The organism is Vibrio sp. 10N.247.311.49 (genome assembly GCF_041467655.1).
GTDB lineage: Bacteria > Pseudomonadota > Gammaproteobacteria > Enterobacterales > Vibrionaceae > Vibrio > Vibrio crassostreae_C.
In genome coordinates, this window is the sequence record NZ_JBFSVA010000033.1 from 19,386 (window position 1) to 36,756 (window position 17,371).

A 17,371-nucleotide genomic window follows, 5' to 3' on the forward strand; every position below is an offset into this window, starting at 1 on the left:
TGCCAACAATCCTCGTTAGCGCGCGTCACTTGTTCCTTGAGCGGTGTCCTTTACATCATCCTGATGTTCAGTCCTTTCCTCGTCCAGAGGTGTCCATCGTCTTTCCTTAGTAGCAACCATCCTAGTTACTATTGCGTCCATTCAATGTCCATTTCGCTATCCATGCCGATTATTCATCCTGAGTAATCGAATCTTCATCCTGAAGATAACCAAGTCCTTGGCGTTTCCTGTTCCGTGTCAGCATCCTTCCGACACCATTCATATTACCGATTCCTTATTTATCAGCAATGGTGCATAAGCGAATTTCTATATAATTATTTGAATGATAAATGTACGTATTGTTTAATTTCAATCGGTTACGGTTTGTGGGTGACTAATTTCGTCATCAAATATCGATATTTACTCACTGCCTTGTGAGAGATCTCGCACAAGGCTGCGAGTAAAAAGGGAGGATTATTCCCTATTGGCCAATAGCTGCACCTTCACGGCGAGGGTCTGCAGCACCTTCTAGACCATCTTTTGTGATGCGAATAGCGTGTAAACCCGAGTTAAGATCGCGAACGTTGACCTCAAATCCCATCTTTTCTAGCTCAGGTTTGAAGTTTTCCGCTGATGTTCCTTTTTCCAAATCTAAGGTACCGAAGCGATTTAGGAAGTGTGGTTGGTTGATCGCTTGTTGGATATCCATGTCCCATTGGGTGTGAGCAATGATCGCTTGTGCCACATAACCGATGATACGGCTGCCTCCCGGAGAGCCAATTGCCATGTAAGGTTTATCGTCTTGCATGATGATGGTCGGTGCCATTGAAGAACGTGGGCGCTTACCCGGTTCAAGTCGGTTCGCGATAGGTTTGCCATCGTTATGAGTCTTGAATGAGAAGTCGGTTAGTTCGTTATTGAGTAGGAAACCTCTAACCATCAAACGTGAGCCAAAGGCATTCTCAATAGTGGTAGTCATCGATACGACATTGCCATCACTATCGACAATGTTGAAGTGGCTGGTGGACGGCAACTCAATAGAAACATCTTGGCTTCTCTGCATCGCATGATCCCACGGTGGGGTGCCTGAAGGTGCGCTGTCTAATGCCTTACCTGCGGTAATTAACTGAGCACGCTCCTGCAAATAGTCAGTATTCACTAACCCTTGGGTTGGCATAGGCACATAATCTTGGTCTGCCATGTACATACCACGGTCTGCAAAGGCTAAGCGAGAAGCGTCTGCTAACACTTGCCAAGATTTTGCGTCGTTTGGCCCCCATGATTTGAGGTCAAACTGCTCAGTCATTGCAAGGATTTGTCCAACCGTTAACGCACCTGAACTTGGTGGCCCCATTCCGCAAATATCGTAGCTTTCATAAGCAGAACAAACCGGTTCGCGCTGCTTGATCGAATAGGCGTCGAAATCTTTCTGTGCCAATACGCCCGGGTTACCTTTCGCTGTTTGTACTGTGTTAATGATGTCGGCAGAAATCTCACCTTGGTAGAAAGCTTTAGCACCATCCTTCGAGATAGCGTGTAACGTTGCCGCGTATTCAGGGTTCTTAAGTTGCGTGCCAGCGGCTTTCGGGCTGCCATCGGCATTGAAGAAGTAGGCTTTAGTTGTCGCAAAGCGGCTCAGACGTTCTTGGTCGTTTTCGATCAAGGTGGCTAAACGTGGGCTGATAGTAAAACCTTCTTCAGCTAACTGAGCGATAGGTTTAATCAGTGATGCCCATTCGAGCTTGCCGTATTTCTGGTGAGTGTCCCACAGCAATTGCACCGTGCCCGGCGTGGCAACAGAACGACCGCCAACCACGGCATCATAGAATTTAAGCGGTTGTCCGTTTTCGTCTTGGAATAGACGTGGGGTGGCATCAAGTGGCGCAGTTTCACGGCCATCGTAGGTCTTGAGCTGTTTGTCTTTGCCATCAAAATAGACAAGGAACGCGCCGCCACCAATACCTGATGACTGAGGTTCCACTAAGCCAAGCATAAGCTGCACGGCAACCATGGCGTCAATTGCGTTACCACCACGGGCAAGTACATCAGCACCGGCTTGTGTTGCAAGAGGGTTGGCTGCGGTGACCATCCAATCGTTGGCTTTAACGAGTTGTTTGGTTTCTAAACCACTACTTTGTTCGGGTGCGACGGAATCGGCAGCTTGATTTGCCCAACTGACGTGAGAGGCAAAAAGTAGGGTAGAAGTGGCGAGGGTTGTTAGTTTTGTTTTCCACTGCATGATCTTCTCCTTTTAATATGCAGAGCTAGATTGGCAGCGGAAAGATTAGATAGCCAGTGCGTTGTTAACGAATTGTAATCTTGATTCGAATTTAAGCGATTAAACCGGACAGCGACTGCCAAAGAATACTCGCGCCAATCAGGCTGAATACCACGCCACATAAGCCATCGATGTATACCGTTGCTTCGCTAAGTTTCTTCTGTAGAGCCTTAGTCGAAAGCATCCACGCCAGTAGTGAAAACCAAAACAGAGACAGACCAAACAAGATAATAAGCGCAAAGCCTTTACCTGATAGAGACATGTCGGCAGGCACTAAGCTCGACATCAAGCTAATAAAGAACACCAAAGCTTTTGGGTTGAGAATATTGGTCGCAAACCCTTTCGAAAATGCCTGACGCTTGTTGGTCAGAATCAGATCTTTGGCATTGACGGTATCGTCGTCATCGTCGTGGTTCTGAATGATTTGCCAGGTTGCTTTAAGTGCACCGTAGCCTAAGTACAGCAAGTAGCTACCGCCAGCCAACTGGATAATGGCAAATAGGGTTGGTTGCTGGTGGACTAGGTAACTGATTCCCGTCAGGCTGAGCAACGAATGCAGTAAGATCCCGCAAGATAAACCAAGCGCAATGTACAAGCCTGTTTGTCTGCCATGGCGTGTCGCATTTTGCACGACTAACGCAAAGTCAGGGCCGGGGCTCATCAAAGCGATGAAATGGATAGAGGCGAGGGTGATCAGTATGGTGACTTCGTTCATGTCAGTTCTCAATAACGTTGCCGCTATTATTAAATAAGTAATCGTATTGAGCGTAGCTTACCGCGATTTGAAATCGAGCAATTGTAAATTATCAACACTTAGTTGATTTGTGAGGGTGGTACGCCGAACGTGGTTTTGAAAGCCTTAGAGAAGTGTGCTTGATCATAGAAGCCTACTTGGTGCGCGACCTTGGTACCACATATCCCAGACTTAATCAGACGCATGCTCTGTTCCATACGTAAACGGCTCAGCCATGCATAAGGCGTAATGCCCATTCTGTTTTTAAAATGGCGTTGGAATTGAGTCGTGTTTAAACCACACAACTCAGACAATTGTTCTAATCGCACTGGTTGATCCAAGTTCGCCATCAAGTAGTCTTTTAGCGTATCAATCGATTGATTACCCAGTTTGATGTCACTCTTCGATCCAAATTTCGCATAACGATCGACAATCGTCGAGAACCCTTCGAAAGGTAAGCAATCTTGAGCGAGCTGGCTGATGCTTTGATTGATTAACAGGCCGTGTAAGTTGCGTAATTGTAAAAACGCAGCTTGATCGGAGAGGATCAACTCAGAAAAGCCTAATGTGTGACCATTTTGCTTGGGATCGGCAAGATCTTGAAACCATTGAGGAGAAACTGCAAACACACTGACTTGATAACCTGAATCGAGTTTGGAGTGCCCATCATGCAGCTCATCAGGTGGCATGATAACCACTTGGCCTGCACCGACATGGTGGCTCGCCCCTTTGTAGGCGAACTTTTGCTGCCCTTGGGTAATTAAGCCGATGTGAAAGTCCAAATGATAGTGGCGTTGAAAGGCAAACTCTTGGTATTGAGCTTGGATCAGGCTGATATCTTCTGTTGGGGTAGAGTAGTAGTGGACTTTATCCATGGTACAAAAAAGCTTGGTCAAATAGTCATCAATTCAACCAAGCTTATCTGCGTATTAAGGGATTGTCTTGTAAAAAACGATCAATATCACTGTTTCGCGCGTTTGTTCTTCTTGTTGTTACGCAGGCCATCAAAGCTGAAAATAACCAGTGCCCCCCATATGAAAGCAAAGGTGATTGCTTTATCTGAGGTAAAGGCTTCACCGTAAATCAGAACCGCCAGTAAGAACATCAAGCTTGGACCTATGTACTGGAAAAAACCGAGTGTCGATAGCTTCAAGCGAGTTGCAGCGCCAGTAAAACACAGCAATGGAACCGTGGTGATCACACCGGCAGCAACCAGTAACAGGTTGAGTTGCATCGGGTTCATCGATAAGTTTGAGGTCGGGCTATCGGCAATAAACAGTAAGTAGGTTGCGGCGAGAGGCAGCATCACCAGAGTTTCAATGAACAAACCCGTTTGCGCTTCTAAGCTGACTTTCTTACGCAGCAAGCCATAAAAACCAAAGCTAAAGGCTAGGGCAATGGCGACGATAGGCACTGAGCCGAAGGCAATTAATTGGATTAATACGCCAATCGCAGCCAGAGCCACAGCAAACCATTGCAGCTTACGTAAGCGTTCGCCAAGGAAGAGCATCCCAAGTAGCACGTTAATCAGCGGGTTGATGTAATACCCCAAACTGGCATCGAGCATGTGATTGGAGTTCACCGCCCAGATAAAGATCAGCCAGTTAGCACCCACCAAAATAGACGTCGCTACCAAATAGAGCATTTTTGGTTTTGAGGTCAGGGTATCGCGGACTTTACGCCAGCTGCGGCCAATGTGTAGTAAGAAAGCGAGTAGGAAAAAAGACCATACTACACGGTGGCTGAGGATCTCTAACGGGGAAACGTCACTTAAAGATTTGAAATATATAGGGGCGATACCCCACATTGTGTAGGCGCCGACGGCAAGCAAAACTCCTTGGCGCGTACGTTGTTGTTCTTCCTGTGTCATGCATCTTTCTCTAGCACTGAGTGCTTATTAATAAGATTTATAAGAGAGTTGGTCAGTATAGGAGCGATAACCCTTTTCACCTAACAATTTGCGGTTTAATTCGCCAGCGTTCCCCTCTACAATGTGCGACTTGCTTGCCGAAGATGCTTGCTGATTTCATACCTCGATTAGGAACCACAATGACCGCCACTCTGATTGCTGAGCAAATACCAACTCCCGCGAATGATGCGCAAACCATCTTACAAGATGTGTTTGGCTATCAAAGCTTTCGCGATGGTCAGCAAGAGGTCATTGATTTGGCCGTTGAAGGCAAAGACAGCTTGGTGATTATGCCAACCGGTGGTGGTAAATCTCTGTGTTACCAAATCCCTGCTTTGGTTCGTGAAGGGCTGACTCTGGTTATCTCGCCGCTGATCTCGTTGATGAAAGACCAAGTCGATCAACTGAAGGCCAATGGTGTTGCTGCTGAGTGTATTAACTCTTCAATGCCACGTGACCAATTGCTGAATGTGTTCAATCGCATGAACTCAGGTCAGCTGAAAATGGTGTATGTGTCGCCAGAGCGCGTGTTGATGCGTGACTTTATCGAGCGTCTTCAGGGTTTACCGCTTTCAATGATTGCAGTCGATGAAGCGCACTGTATCTCTCAATGGGGTCACGACTTCCGCCCTGAATACGCATCATTAGGCCAGCTTAAACAGTACTTTCCGCATGTGCCTTACATGGCGCTCACAGCAACCGCTGATGATGCGACGCGTAAAGATATTATCTCGCGCCTACAGCTCCTGGACCCGCATACTTACTTAGGCAGCTTTGATCGCCCTAATATTCGCTACAACTTGGTTGAGAAGCACAAACCCGTGTCACAGGTGGTTCGCTACCTAGAAACACAAAAGGGCAATTGCGGCATCATCTACTGTGGTAGCCGTAAGAAAGTGGAGATGGTGACCGAGAAGCTGTGCAATAACGGTATTCGCGCCGCGGGTTATCACGCTGGTATGGACACCGATGAGCGTGCTTACGTTCAAGAAGCCTTCCAACGCGATGATATTCAGATCGTGGTCGCGACTGTGGCTTTCGGTATGGGCATCAACAAACCCAACGTACGTTTCGTGGTGCACTTTGATATCCCACGTAATATCGAGTCTTACTATCAAGAGACAGGCCGTGCAGGTCGTGATGGTTTGCCTGCTGAAGCGATGATGTTGTTTGACCCGGCTGATATGGGTTGGCTGCGTCGTATGCTGGATGAGAAAGAAGAAGGCCCACAGAAACAAGTTGAGATGCACAAGCTGAATGCGATGAGTGCCTTTGCTGAAGCGCAAACGTGTCGTCGTCAGGTTCTGCTTAACTATTTTGGCGAATATCGCGAGAAGCAATGTGGCAACTGCGATATCTGCCTCGATCCACCTAAGCATTTTGATGCGACTAAAGAAGCGCAGAAGGCGTTGTCTTGTGTGTACCGTGTCAATCAGTCGTTTGGTATGGGCTACGTAGTCGAAGTGATGCGTGGTATGCAGAATATTCGTGTCCGCGATAATGGTCACGATAAGCTGTCTACCTACGGTATTGGCCGCGACCATAGCCACGATTACTGGATCAGTATCTTCCGTCAGTTAATCCACAAAGGCTTGCTGTTCCAGAACATCACTCGTAACTCGACATTACAGCTAACAGAAGAAGCCCGCCCGCTGCTGCGCGGTGAGATGTCTTTGGAATTGGCTGTTCCTCGTTTAGATACAGCGGTGCGTAATGCTAAGTCCGATAAGTTAAGCAGCAAGAATTACGATAAGAAGCTGTTTGCGAAACTGCGTAAGCTGCGTAAGTCGATTGCTGATGAAGATGGCTTGCCACCATATGTGGTATTCAGCGACGCGACCTTGATTGATATGGCTGAAATACTACCTACTTCATACGGAGAAATGCTGGCAGTCAACGGTGTCGGTCAACGTAAACTCGATAAGTACGCAGACCCATTCTTAGATTTGATTCAAGAACACATCACCACACACGGTTAGTTTGCAAGAAACGTCTAACTAATAGAAAAAGAATAAGGTTGATAGGGACATGACAACACAAACAGAATTTGGCTTAAGAGAGTATTTAGCTGAGGAAGGGCGTTTATTGATTACGTCTCCAAGTTTTGATTTTGATTCTTACGAAGTGCTAGGTGAAAAGCTGGTGGCGTTGCTGTCAGCGTCTGTTGTTGAAAAGCAATGGGACGCCGATATGCATTCTTGGTTGATTGATTTTGAAGATTGTCGAATGTTCTTAAAGTCTGAGCATTACAGTGAATCAATTTGGTTTGAGTCGTTAAATGCTGAAGAAAGCCGAGAAGAGTTTGATTATCTCGCGACGCTTTTCAAGCGCGGTTTTTAACTTTTGGCATCTCTTCTAAAACACAGCTTCTAGCGCTATTCACCAATAAAAGTGAGAATAAACGTTTGCGTTTGTTCTCACCGTTGCAGCCAATATTGATTAATGTATAATCGCCCGCCGCTCAGCAGAGCAATTTTTAGATACATTTTTTAATTCACGTTATTGGTAAGAGCTTTCTTGGATTATTCGAAGAAATGACTCGATTTGGGTTCCCTCACCCCCAAACCAAACTAAAAAGGTACAGCATGAGTAACTTTACCCCTGCGCAACAGCGCAAAGCCTTAGCACTATTAGTTTTGTTCCATTTGGTGATTATTGCGTCAAGCAACTATCTGGTTCAGCTACCTTTTACCGTCTTCGGTATGCACACCACTTGGGGTGCTTTCACTTTCCCGTTTATCTTCCTAGCGACCGATCTGACCGTACGCATTTTTGGCGCGCAGCTTGCCCGTAAAATCATTTTCTTAGTGATGCTACCAGCGCTGGCCGTTTCTTATTTCTTGTCAGTGGTGTTCTTTGAAGGTTCATTCCAAGGCTTTAGCCAACTAGGTGAGTTCAACTTGTTTGTTGCACGTATCGCCGCGGCGAGCTTCATGGCTTATTTACTGGGTCAGATCTTGGATGTGCATGTTTTCAACCGCCTACGTCAGCTTAAACAGTGGTGGGTTGCCCCAACGTGTTCAACGTTATTCGGTAATGCTATTGATACCATCGCTTTCTTTGCGATTGCTTTCTACCAAAGCCCAGATCCATTCATGGCCGAGCATTGGACTGAGATTGCCTTAGTCGATTACGGATTCAAACTTATCATCAGCCTAGGCTTGTTCGTGCCTATGTACGGTGTGCTTCTTAACTACATTGTTAGAAAGCTAACCGCAGTGAACCCTGACTTTAAAGCGACAGGCGTGAACGCTTAAGTTTGAGATTTGTAACACAAAGCATTAATGCAGCGATAAGAAAAAGCTCAAGTTAGTCTACTAACTTGGGCTTTTTTAATTTCTAGCGTCAGATACTAATATCAGAGGCATTTAATATTCAATGGCCAGCCAATATCGGTTTGTCTATTCGACTCGAGCTCTAGCTCTGCAGCGGTCAGCGGATTGTCAGCTAACCATTGCTTAGAAAGCGTTAGGGTTAGATTGTTGTCATTCGTCGTCAGTTTGAACTCAGGCTCTAGCGCTGGGTTACGACGGTGAGTTAACAAAATAGCCAAACGCAGAATACGTAAAATACGCTTGCTGCTGGTGCCTGAGATAGCGTGTTGCTCTGGTAATGAGGTTAACTGTTCACGGTAGCGACGAGTTAACTCACCCAAGTAGTGCTTTTGCGCTCGAGTAAAGCCAGGTAGGTCTAAGTTTTGCAGCAGATAAGCGCTGTGCTCACCGCCTTTTTTGAAATCGATGGTTAAACCAATCTCGTGAAGCTTAGCTGCCGTTTGCAATAGCACACCAGCTTGAGGTTCTGAAACCCACGCTTCGGCGCCCGCTTGGTCTAGCAGCGTTTGTGCGACTACAGCAACTTGTTCACCGTAGCTTACGTCCATTTGGTAGCGTGATTGAACACTCTTAATGGTACGCGCTCGGATATCTTCTTGGCGAAGCTCATCAACCATCTCGTAGGCTAGGCCTTCACGGAGTGCGCCGCCTGCGAGTGTCATTGAATCTATTTCAAGCAACTCAAAAATAGCAATAAGAATGGAAAGGCCACTCGGGAACACTAATGCGCGTTCAAGGGTAAGTCCTTCGATTTCTAGCTCTTCCAAGCGCTCAGTAATCATCGCTTGTTTCTGTAGACGCTTAAGTTTGGCATGAGTAATCACTTCATCCATGCCTTGCGCCAACATGATCTCTTGCAGTGCTTGAACGGTACCGCTGGCGCCCACACACACATCCCATCCGATATCAGTGTAGCTATCTAGGATAGGAGCCAACGTCGACTTCGCCGCTTCAATGGCGTTGTTAAAGTTGGTAGCGGTTAATTGGCGGTTTTTAAAGTGGCGCTCAAGCCAAGTAACACAGCCCATCTTTAGGCTGGTTAGTGCTTTCGCTGAGAAGCCTTCACCAATGATCATCTCGGTGCTTGCGCCACCAATATCAACAACCAGTCGGCGGCCGCTGCCACCAGAAGTGTGTGCTACGCCTTTATAGATAGTCGCAGCTTCTTCTTCTCCGGAGATAACATTGATGTCGTAACCAAGGATCTGGTTCGCTTTCTCTAGAAATATATCCACATTGATAGCAGTACGTAGGGTCGCTGTACCGACAATGCGGATATTTTCTTTCGGAATATCTTGAAGTCGCTCTGCAAAGAGACTCAAACAGTCCCAACCGCGCTGCATGGCTTCTGTACTAAGCGCATTATTTTCATCTAAGCCTGCAGCTAAACGCACTTTGCGCTTAATTTTAGCCATGGTTTGTACGCTGCCATCGATATGACGCACAACGAGCATATGAAAACTGTTCGACCCGAGGTCGATTGCAGCGTAAAGCGGGGGTGACACTGTTTGACTCATAAGCGACTAAGCTTCCTTGTTATGACGCGGTTGGCGTGGGCGACGGTTCTGGTTTGGTTTACGGTTCCCGTTGCGTGGGCCATTGTTGTTTGAGCGGCGTTGTTGCGGGTTACGTGTACGTAAGCGCAATGGTGCTGGTAGATCTTCTAGCAGTGCAGAAGCATCGTAGTCAGACACAGGGATCGCGTGCTCAATGTATTCTTCGATTGGTGGCAAGTTGATTGCGTAATCTTCACAAGCAAAGCTGATCGAGTGACCACTTGCACCAGCACGACCTGTACGGCCGATACGGTGAACGTAATCTTCACAGTCATCAGGTAGGTCGAAGTTGAATACGTGTGTTACTTGAGGAATGTGTAGACCACGTGCTGCAACGTCGGTTGCGACAAGCAGGTCAACATCACCTTTAGTGAATTGCTCAAGAATCTTTTCACGTTTCTTCTGAGGAACATCGCCAGTTAGCAGGCCAACACGGTGACCATCTGCAGCTAGGTGACCCCAAACAGACTCACATTTGTGCTTAGTGTTAGCGAAGATGATAGCGCGCTCTGGCCACTCTTCTTCAACTAGAGTCTGCAGCAGTGCCATTTTGTGTTCGTTTGATGGGTAGAACAGTTCTTCCTGAATGCGGTGACCTGTTTTACGCTCTGGCTCAACAACAACATGCTCAGGGTTGTGCATGTGTTCGAACGCTAGCTCTTGTACGCGGTAAGACAATGTCGCAGAGAACAGCATGTTCAGGCGATCTTTTGGCTCAGGCATACGGCGGAACAAGAAGCGGATGTCTTTGATGAAACCAAGATCGAACATGCGATCAGCTTCGTCAAGAACAACAGCTTGAATGTGGTTAAGGTTAAATACCTTCTGCTTGTAGAAATCGATGATGCGGCCAGTCGTACCAATTAAGATATCTGCGCCTTCTTCGATTTTACCTAGTTGCTTGTCGTAGCTTTCGCCACCGTAAGCAAGTGCTGCCTTGATACCTGTGCTTTCAACCAGAGAGTCAGCATCGTTGTAGATCTGAATCGCGAGTTCACGCGTTGGTGCCATAATAATCGCACGTGGCTGGTTAGGCTTACGCCCTTCATGCTCAGATGTTTTTAGCAGGTGGTTAAAAGTAGCAGTAAGAAACGCAAGCGTTTTACCAGTACCCGTTTGGGCCTGGCCTGCAATGTCTTGGCCGGTGAGCAGTACCGGGAGCGCCAAGGCTTGGATAGGGGTACAATAATCGAACCCTTTTTTCTCCAATCCTTCAATGACTTGCGGAAGTAAATCCAAGTCGGCGAACTTTTGCTCTGTGATATGCGTCTTTTTCATTGCTATAGAATATCAGCTTAAGCTTGCAATACGAAAGTAAATACATTCCAATAGGGCATCTATTTACTGGTTATCATCCAACCAGTTCTAAAAAATACATTGGAGTGGAAGATGAGTGATAAGATTTTGCAGCTAACTGATGACGGTTTTGATAACGATGTAATCAATGCTGCAGGCCCTGTTCTTGTTGATTTTTGGGCAGAATGGTGTGGTCCATGTAAAATGATTGCGCCGATTCTTGATGAAATCGCAGACGAGTACGAAGGCAAGCTCACAATCGGTAAATTAAATATCGACCAAAATGCTGGTACTCCACCAAAGTTTGGTATTCGCGGTATTCCAACGCTACTTCTTTTCAAAGATGGCGGCGTAGCAGCGACTAAAGTTGGTGCATTATCTAAAACTCAACTTAAAGAGTTCTTAGACGCTAACCTTTAATCAGGTCAGCATTTGAAAAGAAACCGTGCAGTTAACAAATGCGCGGTTTTGTTTTTTCTAAGCTATGGACTAGTCTTAGTTTTAGTGCTAATTTATCGCACGTTAATTGAACGAATTTCTCTTCTTGGTCGATCCTGTGACCAAATCCTTCTTAACTTAAGAAAACAGATCCTATTTTGACTAAACAAACTTCCACCACTATGAATCTTACTGAACTGAAGAACAGACCTGTGTCTGAGCTTGTTAAACTTAGCGAAAGCTTAGGTCTTGAAAATCAAGCTCGCCTAAGAAAACAAGACATTATCTTCTCCATCCTTAAAGCGCATGCAAAAAGTGGTGAAGACATCTTTGGTGATGGTGTTCTAGAAATTCTTCAAGACGGTTTTGGTTTCCTACGTAGCGCCGACAGTTCATACCTGGCTGGCCCAGATGATATCTACGTATCACCAAGCCAAATTCGTCGTTTTAACCTACGTACAGGTGACTCTATTGGCGGTAAAATCCGTCCACCTAAAGACGGTGAGCGTTACTTTGCACTGCTTAAAGTAAACACGGTTAACTACGACAAGCCAGACAACGCACGTAACAAGATTCTTTTCGAAAACCTTACTCCTCTTCACGCTAACGAACGTATGGTGATGGAAGCGGGTAATGGTGCGACTGAAGATATTACGGCTCGTATTCTTGACCTTGCATCTCCAATTGGTAAAGGTCAGCGTGGTCTGATTGTTGCTCCGCCTAAAGCGGGTAAGACAATGCTTCTGCAAAACATTGCTCAAAGCATTGCACGTAACCATCCTGAGTGTGAACTAATGGTTCTACTTATCGATGAGCGTCCAGAAGAAGTAACAGAAATGCAGCGTCTAGTTAAAGGCGAAGTAGTTGCTTCAACATTCGATGAGCCAGCATCTCGCCACGTACAAGTTGCAGAAATGGTTATCGAGAAAGCGAAGCGCCTTGTTGAACACAAGAAAGATGTAGTTATCCTACTGGATTCTATTACTCGTCTAGCTCGTGCTTACAACACTGTGATTCCTTCATCAGGTAAAGTTCTTACTGGTGGTGTTGATGCGAATGCTCTACATCGTCCAAAGCGTTTCTTCGGTGCGGCACGTAACGTAGAAGAAGGCGGTAGCTTAACGATCATCGCAACAGCACTGGTTGATACTGGTTCTAAGATGGATGAAGTTATCTACGAAGAATTCAAAGGTACAGGTAACATGGAACTGCACCTTAACCGTAAGATTGCTGAAAAACGCGTATTCCCAGCGATTGATTTCAACCGCTCTGGTACTCGTCGTGAAGAGCTTCTTACCAAGAACGATGAACTACAGAAGATGTGGATCCTGCGTAAGATTGTTCACCCAATGGGCGAAATCGACGCAATGGAATTCCTTATCGACAAGCTAGCAATGACGAAAACGAACGATGAGTTCTTTGACGCAATGCGTCGTCAGTAATATTGATTAGCTGATCGTATTTAATAAGCGCTGCCCTCGGGTGGCGCTTTTTATTTGCATTTTGTAGCGCCAGCTTGCAGAATGAGCAAAAGTGTTACAAGGACGTTAAAATGCAACATGGACTGTTGTCATCATTACTCCTGTCTACTTCACTGTTATTTTCACCGGTTGGTATGAGCTATGCCACCGAGATGTCTCCACTTACAGTAGAGTCTTGGCTTGAGAATGATCAAGTAAAACTGAAAACTGCTGAACTACTAGAGCTTGTCGTACGTGACGAAGTCAATTCGCTACGCTTTGCGCTTGAGCGCCTGACATTTCCCCAGCAAGAGGTGGCTCGTTACCAACTCTTGAAGAAGCTTGAACAGCAAAAAATCGTACTCACACCCAAGATGTCTATCTTCATCGAGCAGCAACTTGCTATCACGCCCACTTATCAAGTCTTAGAACGTGGCGATGGCTATGAGTTTACGGTACCTGCCTTTAATTACCCTTCAATTGCTAATCGCCTTATTAAACAATGGCGTCAAGATCAGAAGACATTGGTATTTGTGCTAGATGCAGAGAAACAGGAACTCGACCTAAAAGAGTGGTTATCTGGATCTGAACATCAAGTTCAAACGCGAGAAGCGTTGCTCATTAGAGAGCTAGACAGTTTGTCTCCTGAAGCGGTTGATTACCTAACTAAGCAACTCACCGCATCTTCTATTGTTAGTTGGTTACCTTCTACTGAGGTGGTGGTTCGATTAGCGCAAGTGAGCGAAGACCCAGAGGTTTACAAAATTCTATGGCGAATGAAGGCCGATTATCATAGCCAAGCTGAGCTAGTTCGCCTTGCTGAAACCAAACAAACGTTCGCGCTTGAACAGGTGATGGCAGCGACTAAGAACCCGCGTTTGAAAGATGAAGCGATTACTTTGCTTACCAAAGTTAACCCGTTATCAGAAGAGGTGAAGCTGTTCCTTGTCTCTAGGATGGCGATTGCTGATGAAGCACCATTAGTTGCGCGTGAACTCGCCAAACAAGGTCATACGCGATGGTTGCAAGATCTCGTCAATGATAACCCTCAGGTGAAGAGTTCTTTGATCGAGCAAGCATTACCGTAAAGTGGATTTTGCCTCTCAATAACCACACTAAAAAGGGGGACCTCAGCGTCACCCTTTTTGATATACTGAGCGCAGAATAATCAGCATGTAGAAGTCCTATGAGTTTTAAAGATTTACGTGATTTTATCGACCATCTTGAAAGTATTGGTCAGTTGAAACGCATTTCTCACCCAGTCGATCCAGACTACGAAATGACCGAAATTAGCGACCGTACTCTACGTGCTGGTGGCCCGGCTCTTTTGTTTGAAAATCCAGTAGGCTATGACATGCCCGTTTTGACCAATCTATTTGGTACACCTAATCGGGTTGCTATTGGTATGGGACGTCAAGAAGTCAAAGAACTGCGTGAAGTGGGCAAGTTGCTTGCTTACCTAAAAGAACCTGAGCCACCAAAAGGCTTTAAAGACGCTCTTGATAAACTACCTGTGTTTAAGCAAGTCTTAAACATGCCAGCTAAACGCCTTCGCAAAGCGGCTTGCCAACAAGTGGTATGGCAAGGCGATGACGTCGACCTAGATAAAATCCCTGTGATGAGCTGTTGGGCTGATGATGTCGCGCCATTGCTAACATGGGGTTTAACGGTTACTCGTGGTCCAAACAAGAAACGCCAAAACTTAGGTATCTATCGTCAGCAGAAGATCGGCAAGAATAAAATCATCATGCGTTGGTTAGCCCACCGTGGTGGAGCATTGGATCTGCGTGATTGGATGGAAACTAACCCTGGGAAACCATTCCCAGTATCGGTAGCGTTTGGTGCTGATCCTGCCACCATTCTTGGTGCGGTTACGCCAGTGCCGGATAGTTTATCTGAGTACGCGTTTGCAGGCTTACTACGTGGTAGTAAAACTGAGGTCGTTAAATCAATCAGCAACGACTTAGAAGTTCCCGCAAGTGCAGAAATCGTGATGGAAGGTTACATCGACCCGAATGAATTCGCAGATGAAGGGCCTTACGGAGATCATACTGGTTACTACAACGAGAAAGAAAAGCACCATGTGTTTACTATTACTCATGTAACCATGCGCGAGAACCCTATCTATCACAGCACCTATACTGGCCGTCCACCTGATGAGCCAGCGGTATTGGGTGTTGCGCTAAATGAAGTGTTTGTGCCTATTCTTCAAAAGCAGTTCCCAGAGATTGAAGATTTCTATCTACCGCCTGAAGGTTGTTCGTACCGAATGGCAGTCGTGACCATGAAGAAGCAATACCCAGGTCACGCTAAGCGAGTGATGATGGGTGTATGGTCTTTCTTACGCCAATTCATGTACACCAAATTTGTATTGGTGTGTGATGAAGATGTGAATGCACGTGATTGGTCTCAAGTAACCGCAGCGATGTGCGAACATATGGATCCGTCACGCGATAGCCTGATGATAGAGAACACGCCGATCGATTCATTGGATTTTGCCTCACCCGTGGTTGGGTTAGGTTCTAAGATGGGTCTAGATATTACTAAGAAGTGGGACGCAGAGTTAGCGTTATCGCCAGATGTCCAAACAGCACCTGTAAATAGTGAACATATTGAGGGTAGCTTGGCTGAGTTAACCAAGGTTCATCCTGAAATTATTGATGTTCACCTGCAAAACGACAATGCCAGCATGGTTGTGGTGTCTATTGATAAGCAAGCTGCCGGTAATGGTAAGAAAATCATGGAAGCGGTTTGGTCTCAATTTGATGAGAACAAGTTTGTTATCGTGTGTGATGGCGATGTCAATGTGAGTGATTGGAATGACATCATTTGGGCTGTAACGACAAGAATGGATCCGGCGAGAGATACGTTATTCCTGCAGAACGAAACTGGACACTCAAAAATGGGTCTCGATGCGACCAATAAGTGGGAAGGTGAATGCCTGCGTGAGTGGGGTGTACCAATCACAAAAGATCCTGATGTTGTGAAAAAGATTGATAGCATCTGGGAACAGCTAGGAATTTCATGAGCTACCAAGTAGTCTTATACCCAGAAAACATCAGTTTCACAGTAGAAAAAGGGCAAACGGTCTTGGATGCTGCGCTCAACAGCGATATCTATTTCCCAAACCGTTGCCAAGTTGGCGCATGCGCAATGTGTATGTGCAAAAAATTAGAAGGGCAAGTGAGTTACCACCTTGAACCCATGCTCACAGAGAAAGAGCAGCAACAAGGCTGGATTTTTGCTTGCCAAGCATTTGCAGAAAGTAATTTAGTTCTAACCTTTGCCGATTAAGGGTTAGTAAGAGGAAGAACATGACTATTAAATGTAAAGTGAAGTCTATCGAGCCTTTGGCTTGTAATACTTACCAAATCCTACTTCACCCAGAAACACCGGTCGCTTTTAAAGCGGGCCAGTACCTGATGGTTGAAATGGGCGAGAAAGATAAGCGCCCATTCTCTATCGCAAGTAGCCCTTGCCGCCACGAAGGTGAGCTTGAGCTGCACATTGGTGCTGCCGAGCACAACGCTTACGCACTAGAAGTGGTTGAAGCGATGAAGAAGGCACAAGCTGAAGATGGCGATATTGCGATTGATGCTCCACACGGAGATGCTTGGATCAAAGAAGAAAGCGATCGCCCTCTATTACTTATTGCTGGTGGCACGGGTTTCAGCTACGTGCGCTCTATTCTTGATCACTGCATCGCGCAAAATAGCTCGAAAGAGATCTACCTATACTGGGGCGCAAAAGATGAGTGCCAGTTATATGCTAAAGAAGAGTTGGTTGGCATTGCAGAAAAGCATAGCAATGTGCACTTTGTACCGGTAGTAGAAGAAGCACCGGAAGTTTGGCATGGCCAAACAGGTAATGTGCTTGAGGCTGTTATGCAAAGTTTCGAATCATTAGCTGATTTCGATATCTATATTGCAGGTCGTTTTGAAATGGCGGGCGCTGCAAGAGACCTATTTACTCAGAATAAAGAAGCAAAGCGTGACCATATGTACGCTGATGCTTACGCATTTATCTAACAATACCCTTAGATTTTGAGCAAAAAGAGAGCAGAAATGCTCTCTTTTTTACGTTTAGGTGAACTATTAGGCAGTTAACCCCTATTTATTCATTTTTCATGAAAAAGTAGTTGCTAAGCTGAGAGGGTTCCCTATAATGCGACACCACTGAGACGGCAGACGCCACAAGGCTTCAGCAAGAATCAGTAAGACGGAAAGCGACAAAAAATTAATTTTCAAAAAGTGTTTGACACTGAATGTTAATTCGCTAGAATGGCCGTCCACTTCGAGAGGCTCCTTACTTAAAAGGAACGCTCAAGAAGTTAAGCTCTTTAACAATTTAAACCTATCAATCTGTGTGGGCACTCGTTGATGAATAT

Annotated in this window: 15 protein-coding genes; 9 read left to right on the forward strand and 6 right to left on the reverse strand. The window is 45.9% G+C overall.

The annotated features are described in order from the left end of the window. Window positions 1-460 precede the first annotated feature (460 nt). The 4 genes from ggt to rarD form a co-directional block, all read right to left on the reverse strand. A complete protein-coding gene (ggt, locus tag AB6E54_RS20965; RefSeq protein ID WP_017062985.1) occupies window positions 461-2,218 on the reverse strand; it encodes a gamma-glutamyltransferase in 1,758 nt (585 codons plus the stop codon). A 91-nt stretch (window positions 2,219-2,309) separates the two neighbouring features. After that, window positions 2,310-2,972, reverse strand: coding sequence for a LysE family translocator (locus AB6E54_RS20970; protein ID WP_017061328.1), 663 nt, complete (start codon window positions 2,970-2,972; stop codon window positions 2,310-2,312). A 98-nt stretch (window positions 2,973-3,070) separates the two neighbouring features. Further along, window positions 3,071-3,865: an AraC family transcriptional regulator gene (locus AB6E54_RS20975; RefSeq protein WP_372106619.1), complete on the reverse strand. Its 795-nt coding sequence runs from the start codon at window positions 3,863-3,865 to the stop codon at window positions 3,071-3,073. Between the two features lie 86 nt (window positions 3,866-3,951). Then, a complete protein-coding gene (gene rarD / locus AB6E54_RS20980; RefSeq protein WP_017061330.1) occupies window positions 3,952-4,860 on the reverse strand; it encodes an EamA family transporter RarD in 909 nt (302 codons plus the stop codon). A 179-nt stretch (window positions 4,861-5,039) separates the two neighbouring features. Between rarD and recQ the strand changes: the two genes are divergently transcribed. The 3 genes from recQ (at window position 5,040) to AB6E54_RS20995 (ending at window position 8,156) form a co-directional block, all read left to right on the forward strand. Further along, window positions 5,040-6,878 (forward strand): ATP-dependent DNA helicase RecQ, encoded by a 1,839-nt coding sequence (recQ, locus tag AB6E54_RS20985; protein ID WP_017062982.1) that lies wholly within the window; start codon window positions 5,040-5,042, stop codon window positions 6,876-6,878. A gap of 49 nt (window positions 6,879-6,927) precedes the next feature. Then, complete coding sequence (locus AB6E54_RS20990; protein WP_017061332.1) at window positions 6,928-7,239, forward strand: DUF3630 family protein; 312 nt, start codon at window positions 6,928-6,930, stop codon at window positions 7,237-7,239. Between the two features lie 245 nt (window positions 7,240-7,484). Next, a complete protein-coding gene (locus tag AB6E54_RS20995; protein ID WP_017061333.1) occupies window positions 7,485-8,156 on the forward strand; it encodes a 7-cyano-7-deazaguanine/7-aminomethyl-7-deazaguanine transporter in 672 nt (223 codons plus the stop codon). A 101-nt stretch (window positions 8,157-8,257) separates the two neighbouring features. Here AB6E54_RS20995 and gppA read toward each other — a convergent pair whose 3' ends face one another. Both gppA and rhlB read right to left on the reverse strand, forming a co-directional pair. Continuing rightward, complete coding sequence (gppA, locus tag AB6E54_RS21000; RefSeq protein ID WP_017059247.1) at window positions 8,258-9,751, reverse strand: guanosine-5'-triphosphate,3'-diphosphate diphosphatase; 1,494 nt, start codon at window positions 9,749-9,751, stop codon at window positions 8,258-8,260. A 6-nt stretch (window positions 9,752-9,757) separates the two neighbouring features. Next, on the reverse strand, window positions 9,758-11,068 hold the full coding sequence (gene rhlB / locus AB6E54_RS21005) for an ATP-dependent RNA helicase RhlB (protein ID WP_017062979.1): 1,311 nt from the start codon (window positions 11,066-11,068) through the stop codon (window positions 9,758-9,760). 111 nt (window positions 11,069-11,179) lie between these two features. Between rhlB and trxA the strand changes: the two genes are divergently transcribed. The 6 genes from trxA to fre all read left to right on the forward strand — a co-directional run bounded on the left by trxA (window position 11,180) and on the right by fre (window position 17,012). After that, the gene (gene trxA / locus AB6E54_RS21010; protein WP_010440700.1) at window positions 11,180-11,506 is read left to right on the forward strand and encodes a thioredoxin TrxA; all 327 of its coding nucleotides are present in this window, start codon (window positions 11,180-11,182) and stop codon (window positions 11,504-11,506) included. 200 nt (window positions 11,507-11,706) lie between these two features. Further along, window positions 11,707-12,966, forward strand: coding sequence for a transcription termination factor Rho (rho, locus tag AB6E54_RS21015; protein ID WP_017062978.1), 1,260 nt, complete (start codon window positions 11,707-11,709; stop codon window positions 12,964-12,966). 110 nt (window positions 12,967-13,076) lie between these two features. Further along, the gene (locus AB6E54_RS21020) at window positions 13,077-14,072 is read left to right on the forward strand and encodes a hypothetical protein (protein ID WP_017059249.1); all 996 of its coding nucleotides are present in this window, start codon (window positions 13,077-13,079) and stop codon (window positions 14,070-14,072) included. A 98-nt stretch (window positions 14,073-14,170) separates the two neighbouring features. After that, complete coding sequence (gene ubiD / locus AB6E54_RS21025) at window positions 14,171-16,012, forward strand: 4-hydroxy-3-polyprenylbenzoate decarboxylase (RefSeq protein ID WP_017059250.1); 1,842 nt, start codon at window positions 14,171-14,173, stop codon at window positions 16,010-16,012. Beyond that, on the forward strand, window positions 16,009-16,278 hold the full coding sequence (locus AB6E54_RS21030) for a 2Fe-2S iron-sulfur cluster-binding protein (RefSeq protein WP_008224727.1): 270 nt from the start codon (window positions 16,009-16,011) through the stop codon (window positions 16,276-16,278). The genes ubiD and AB6E54_RS21030 overlap by 4 nt, the downstream gene beginning before the upstream one ends. Window positions 16,279-16,298: 20 nt before the next feature. Continuing rightward, window positions 16,299-17,012, forward strand: a complete 714-nt coding sequence (gene fre / locus AB6E54_RS21035) for an NAD(P)H-flavin reductase (protein ID WP_017059251.1) — start codon at window positions 16,299-16,301, stop codon at window positions 17,010-17,012. Window positions 17,013-17,371: the final 359 nt, after the last annotated feature.

Bases quoted from the DNA above. Each gene is read 5' to 3' on its own strand.
- ggt (WP_017062985.1), bottom strand. From the start codon at position 2,218: ATGCAGTGGAAAACAAAACTAACAACCCTCGCCACTTCTACCCTACTT.
- AB6E54_RS20970 (WP_017061328.1), bottom strand. From the start codon at position 2,972: ATGAACGAAGTCACCATACTGATCACCCTCGCCTCTATCCATTTCATC.
- AB6E54_RS20975 (WP_372106619.1), bottom strand. From the start codon at position 3,865: ATGGATAAAGTCCACTACTACTCTACCCCAACAGAAGATATCAGCCTG.
- rarD (WP_017061330.1), bottom strand. From the start codon at position 4,860: ATGACACAGGAAGAACAACAACGTACGCGCCAAGGAGTTTTGCTTGCC.
- recQ (WP_017062982.1), top strand. From the start codon at position 5,040: ATGACCGCCACTCTGATTGCTGAGCAAATACCAACTCCCGCGAATGAT.
- AB6E54_RS20990 (WP_017061332.1), top strand. From the start codon at position 6,928: ATGACAACACAAACAGAATTTGGCTTAAGAGAGTATTTAGCTGAGGAA.
- AB6E54_RS20995 (WP_017061333.1), top strand. From the start codon at position 7,485: ATGAGTAACTTTACCCCTGCGCAACAGCGCAAAGCCTTAGCACTATTA.
- gppA (WP_017059247.1), bottom strand. From the start codon at position 9,751: ATGAGTCAAACAGTGTCACCCCCGCTTTACGCTGCAATCGACCTCGGG.
- rhlB (WP_017062979.1), bottom strand. From the start codon at position 11,068: ATGAAAAAGACGCATATCACAGAGCAAAAGTTCGCCGACTTGGATTTA.
- trxA (WP_010440700.1), top strand. From the start codon at position 11,180: ATGAGTGATAAGATTTTGCAGCTAACTGATGACGGTTTTGATAACGAT.
- rho (WP_017062978.1), top strand. From the start codon at position 11,707: ATGAATCTTACTGAACTGAAGAACAGACCTGTGTCTGAGCTTGTTAAA.
- AB6E54_RS21020 (WP_017059249.1), top strand. From the start codon at position 13,077: ATGCAACATGGACTGTTGTCATCATTACTCCTGTCTACTTCACTGTTA.
- ubiD (WP_017059250.1), top strand. From the start codon at position 14,171: ATGAGTTTTAAAGATTTACGTGATTTTATCGACCATCTTGAAAGTATT.
- AB6E54_RS21030 (WP_008224727.1), top strand. From the start codon at position 16,009: ATGAGCTACCAAGTAGTCTTATACCCAGAAAACATCAGTTTCACAGTA.
- fre (WP_017059251.1), top strand. From the start codon at position 16,299: ATGACTATTAAATGTAAAGTGAAGTCTATCGAGCCTTTGGCTTGTAAT.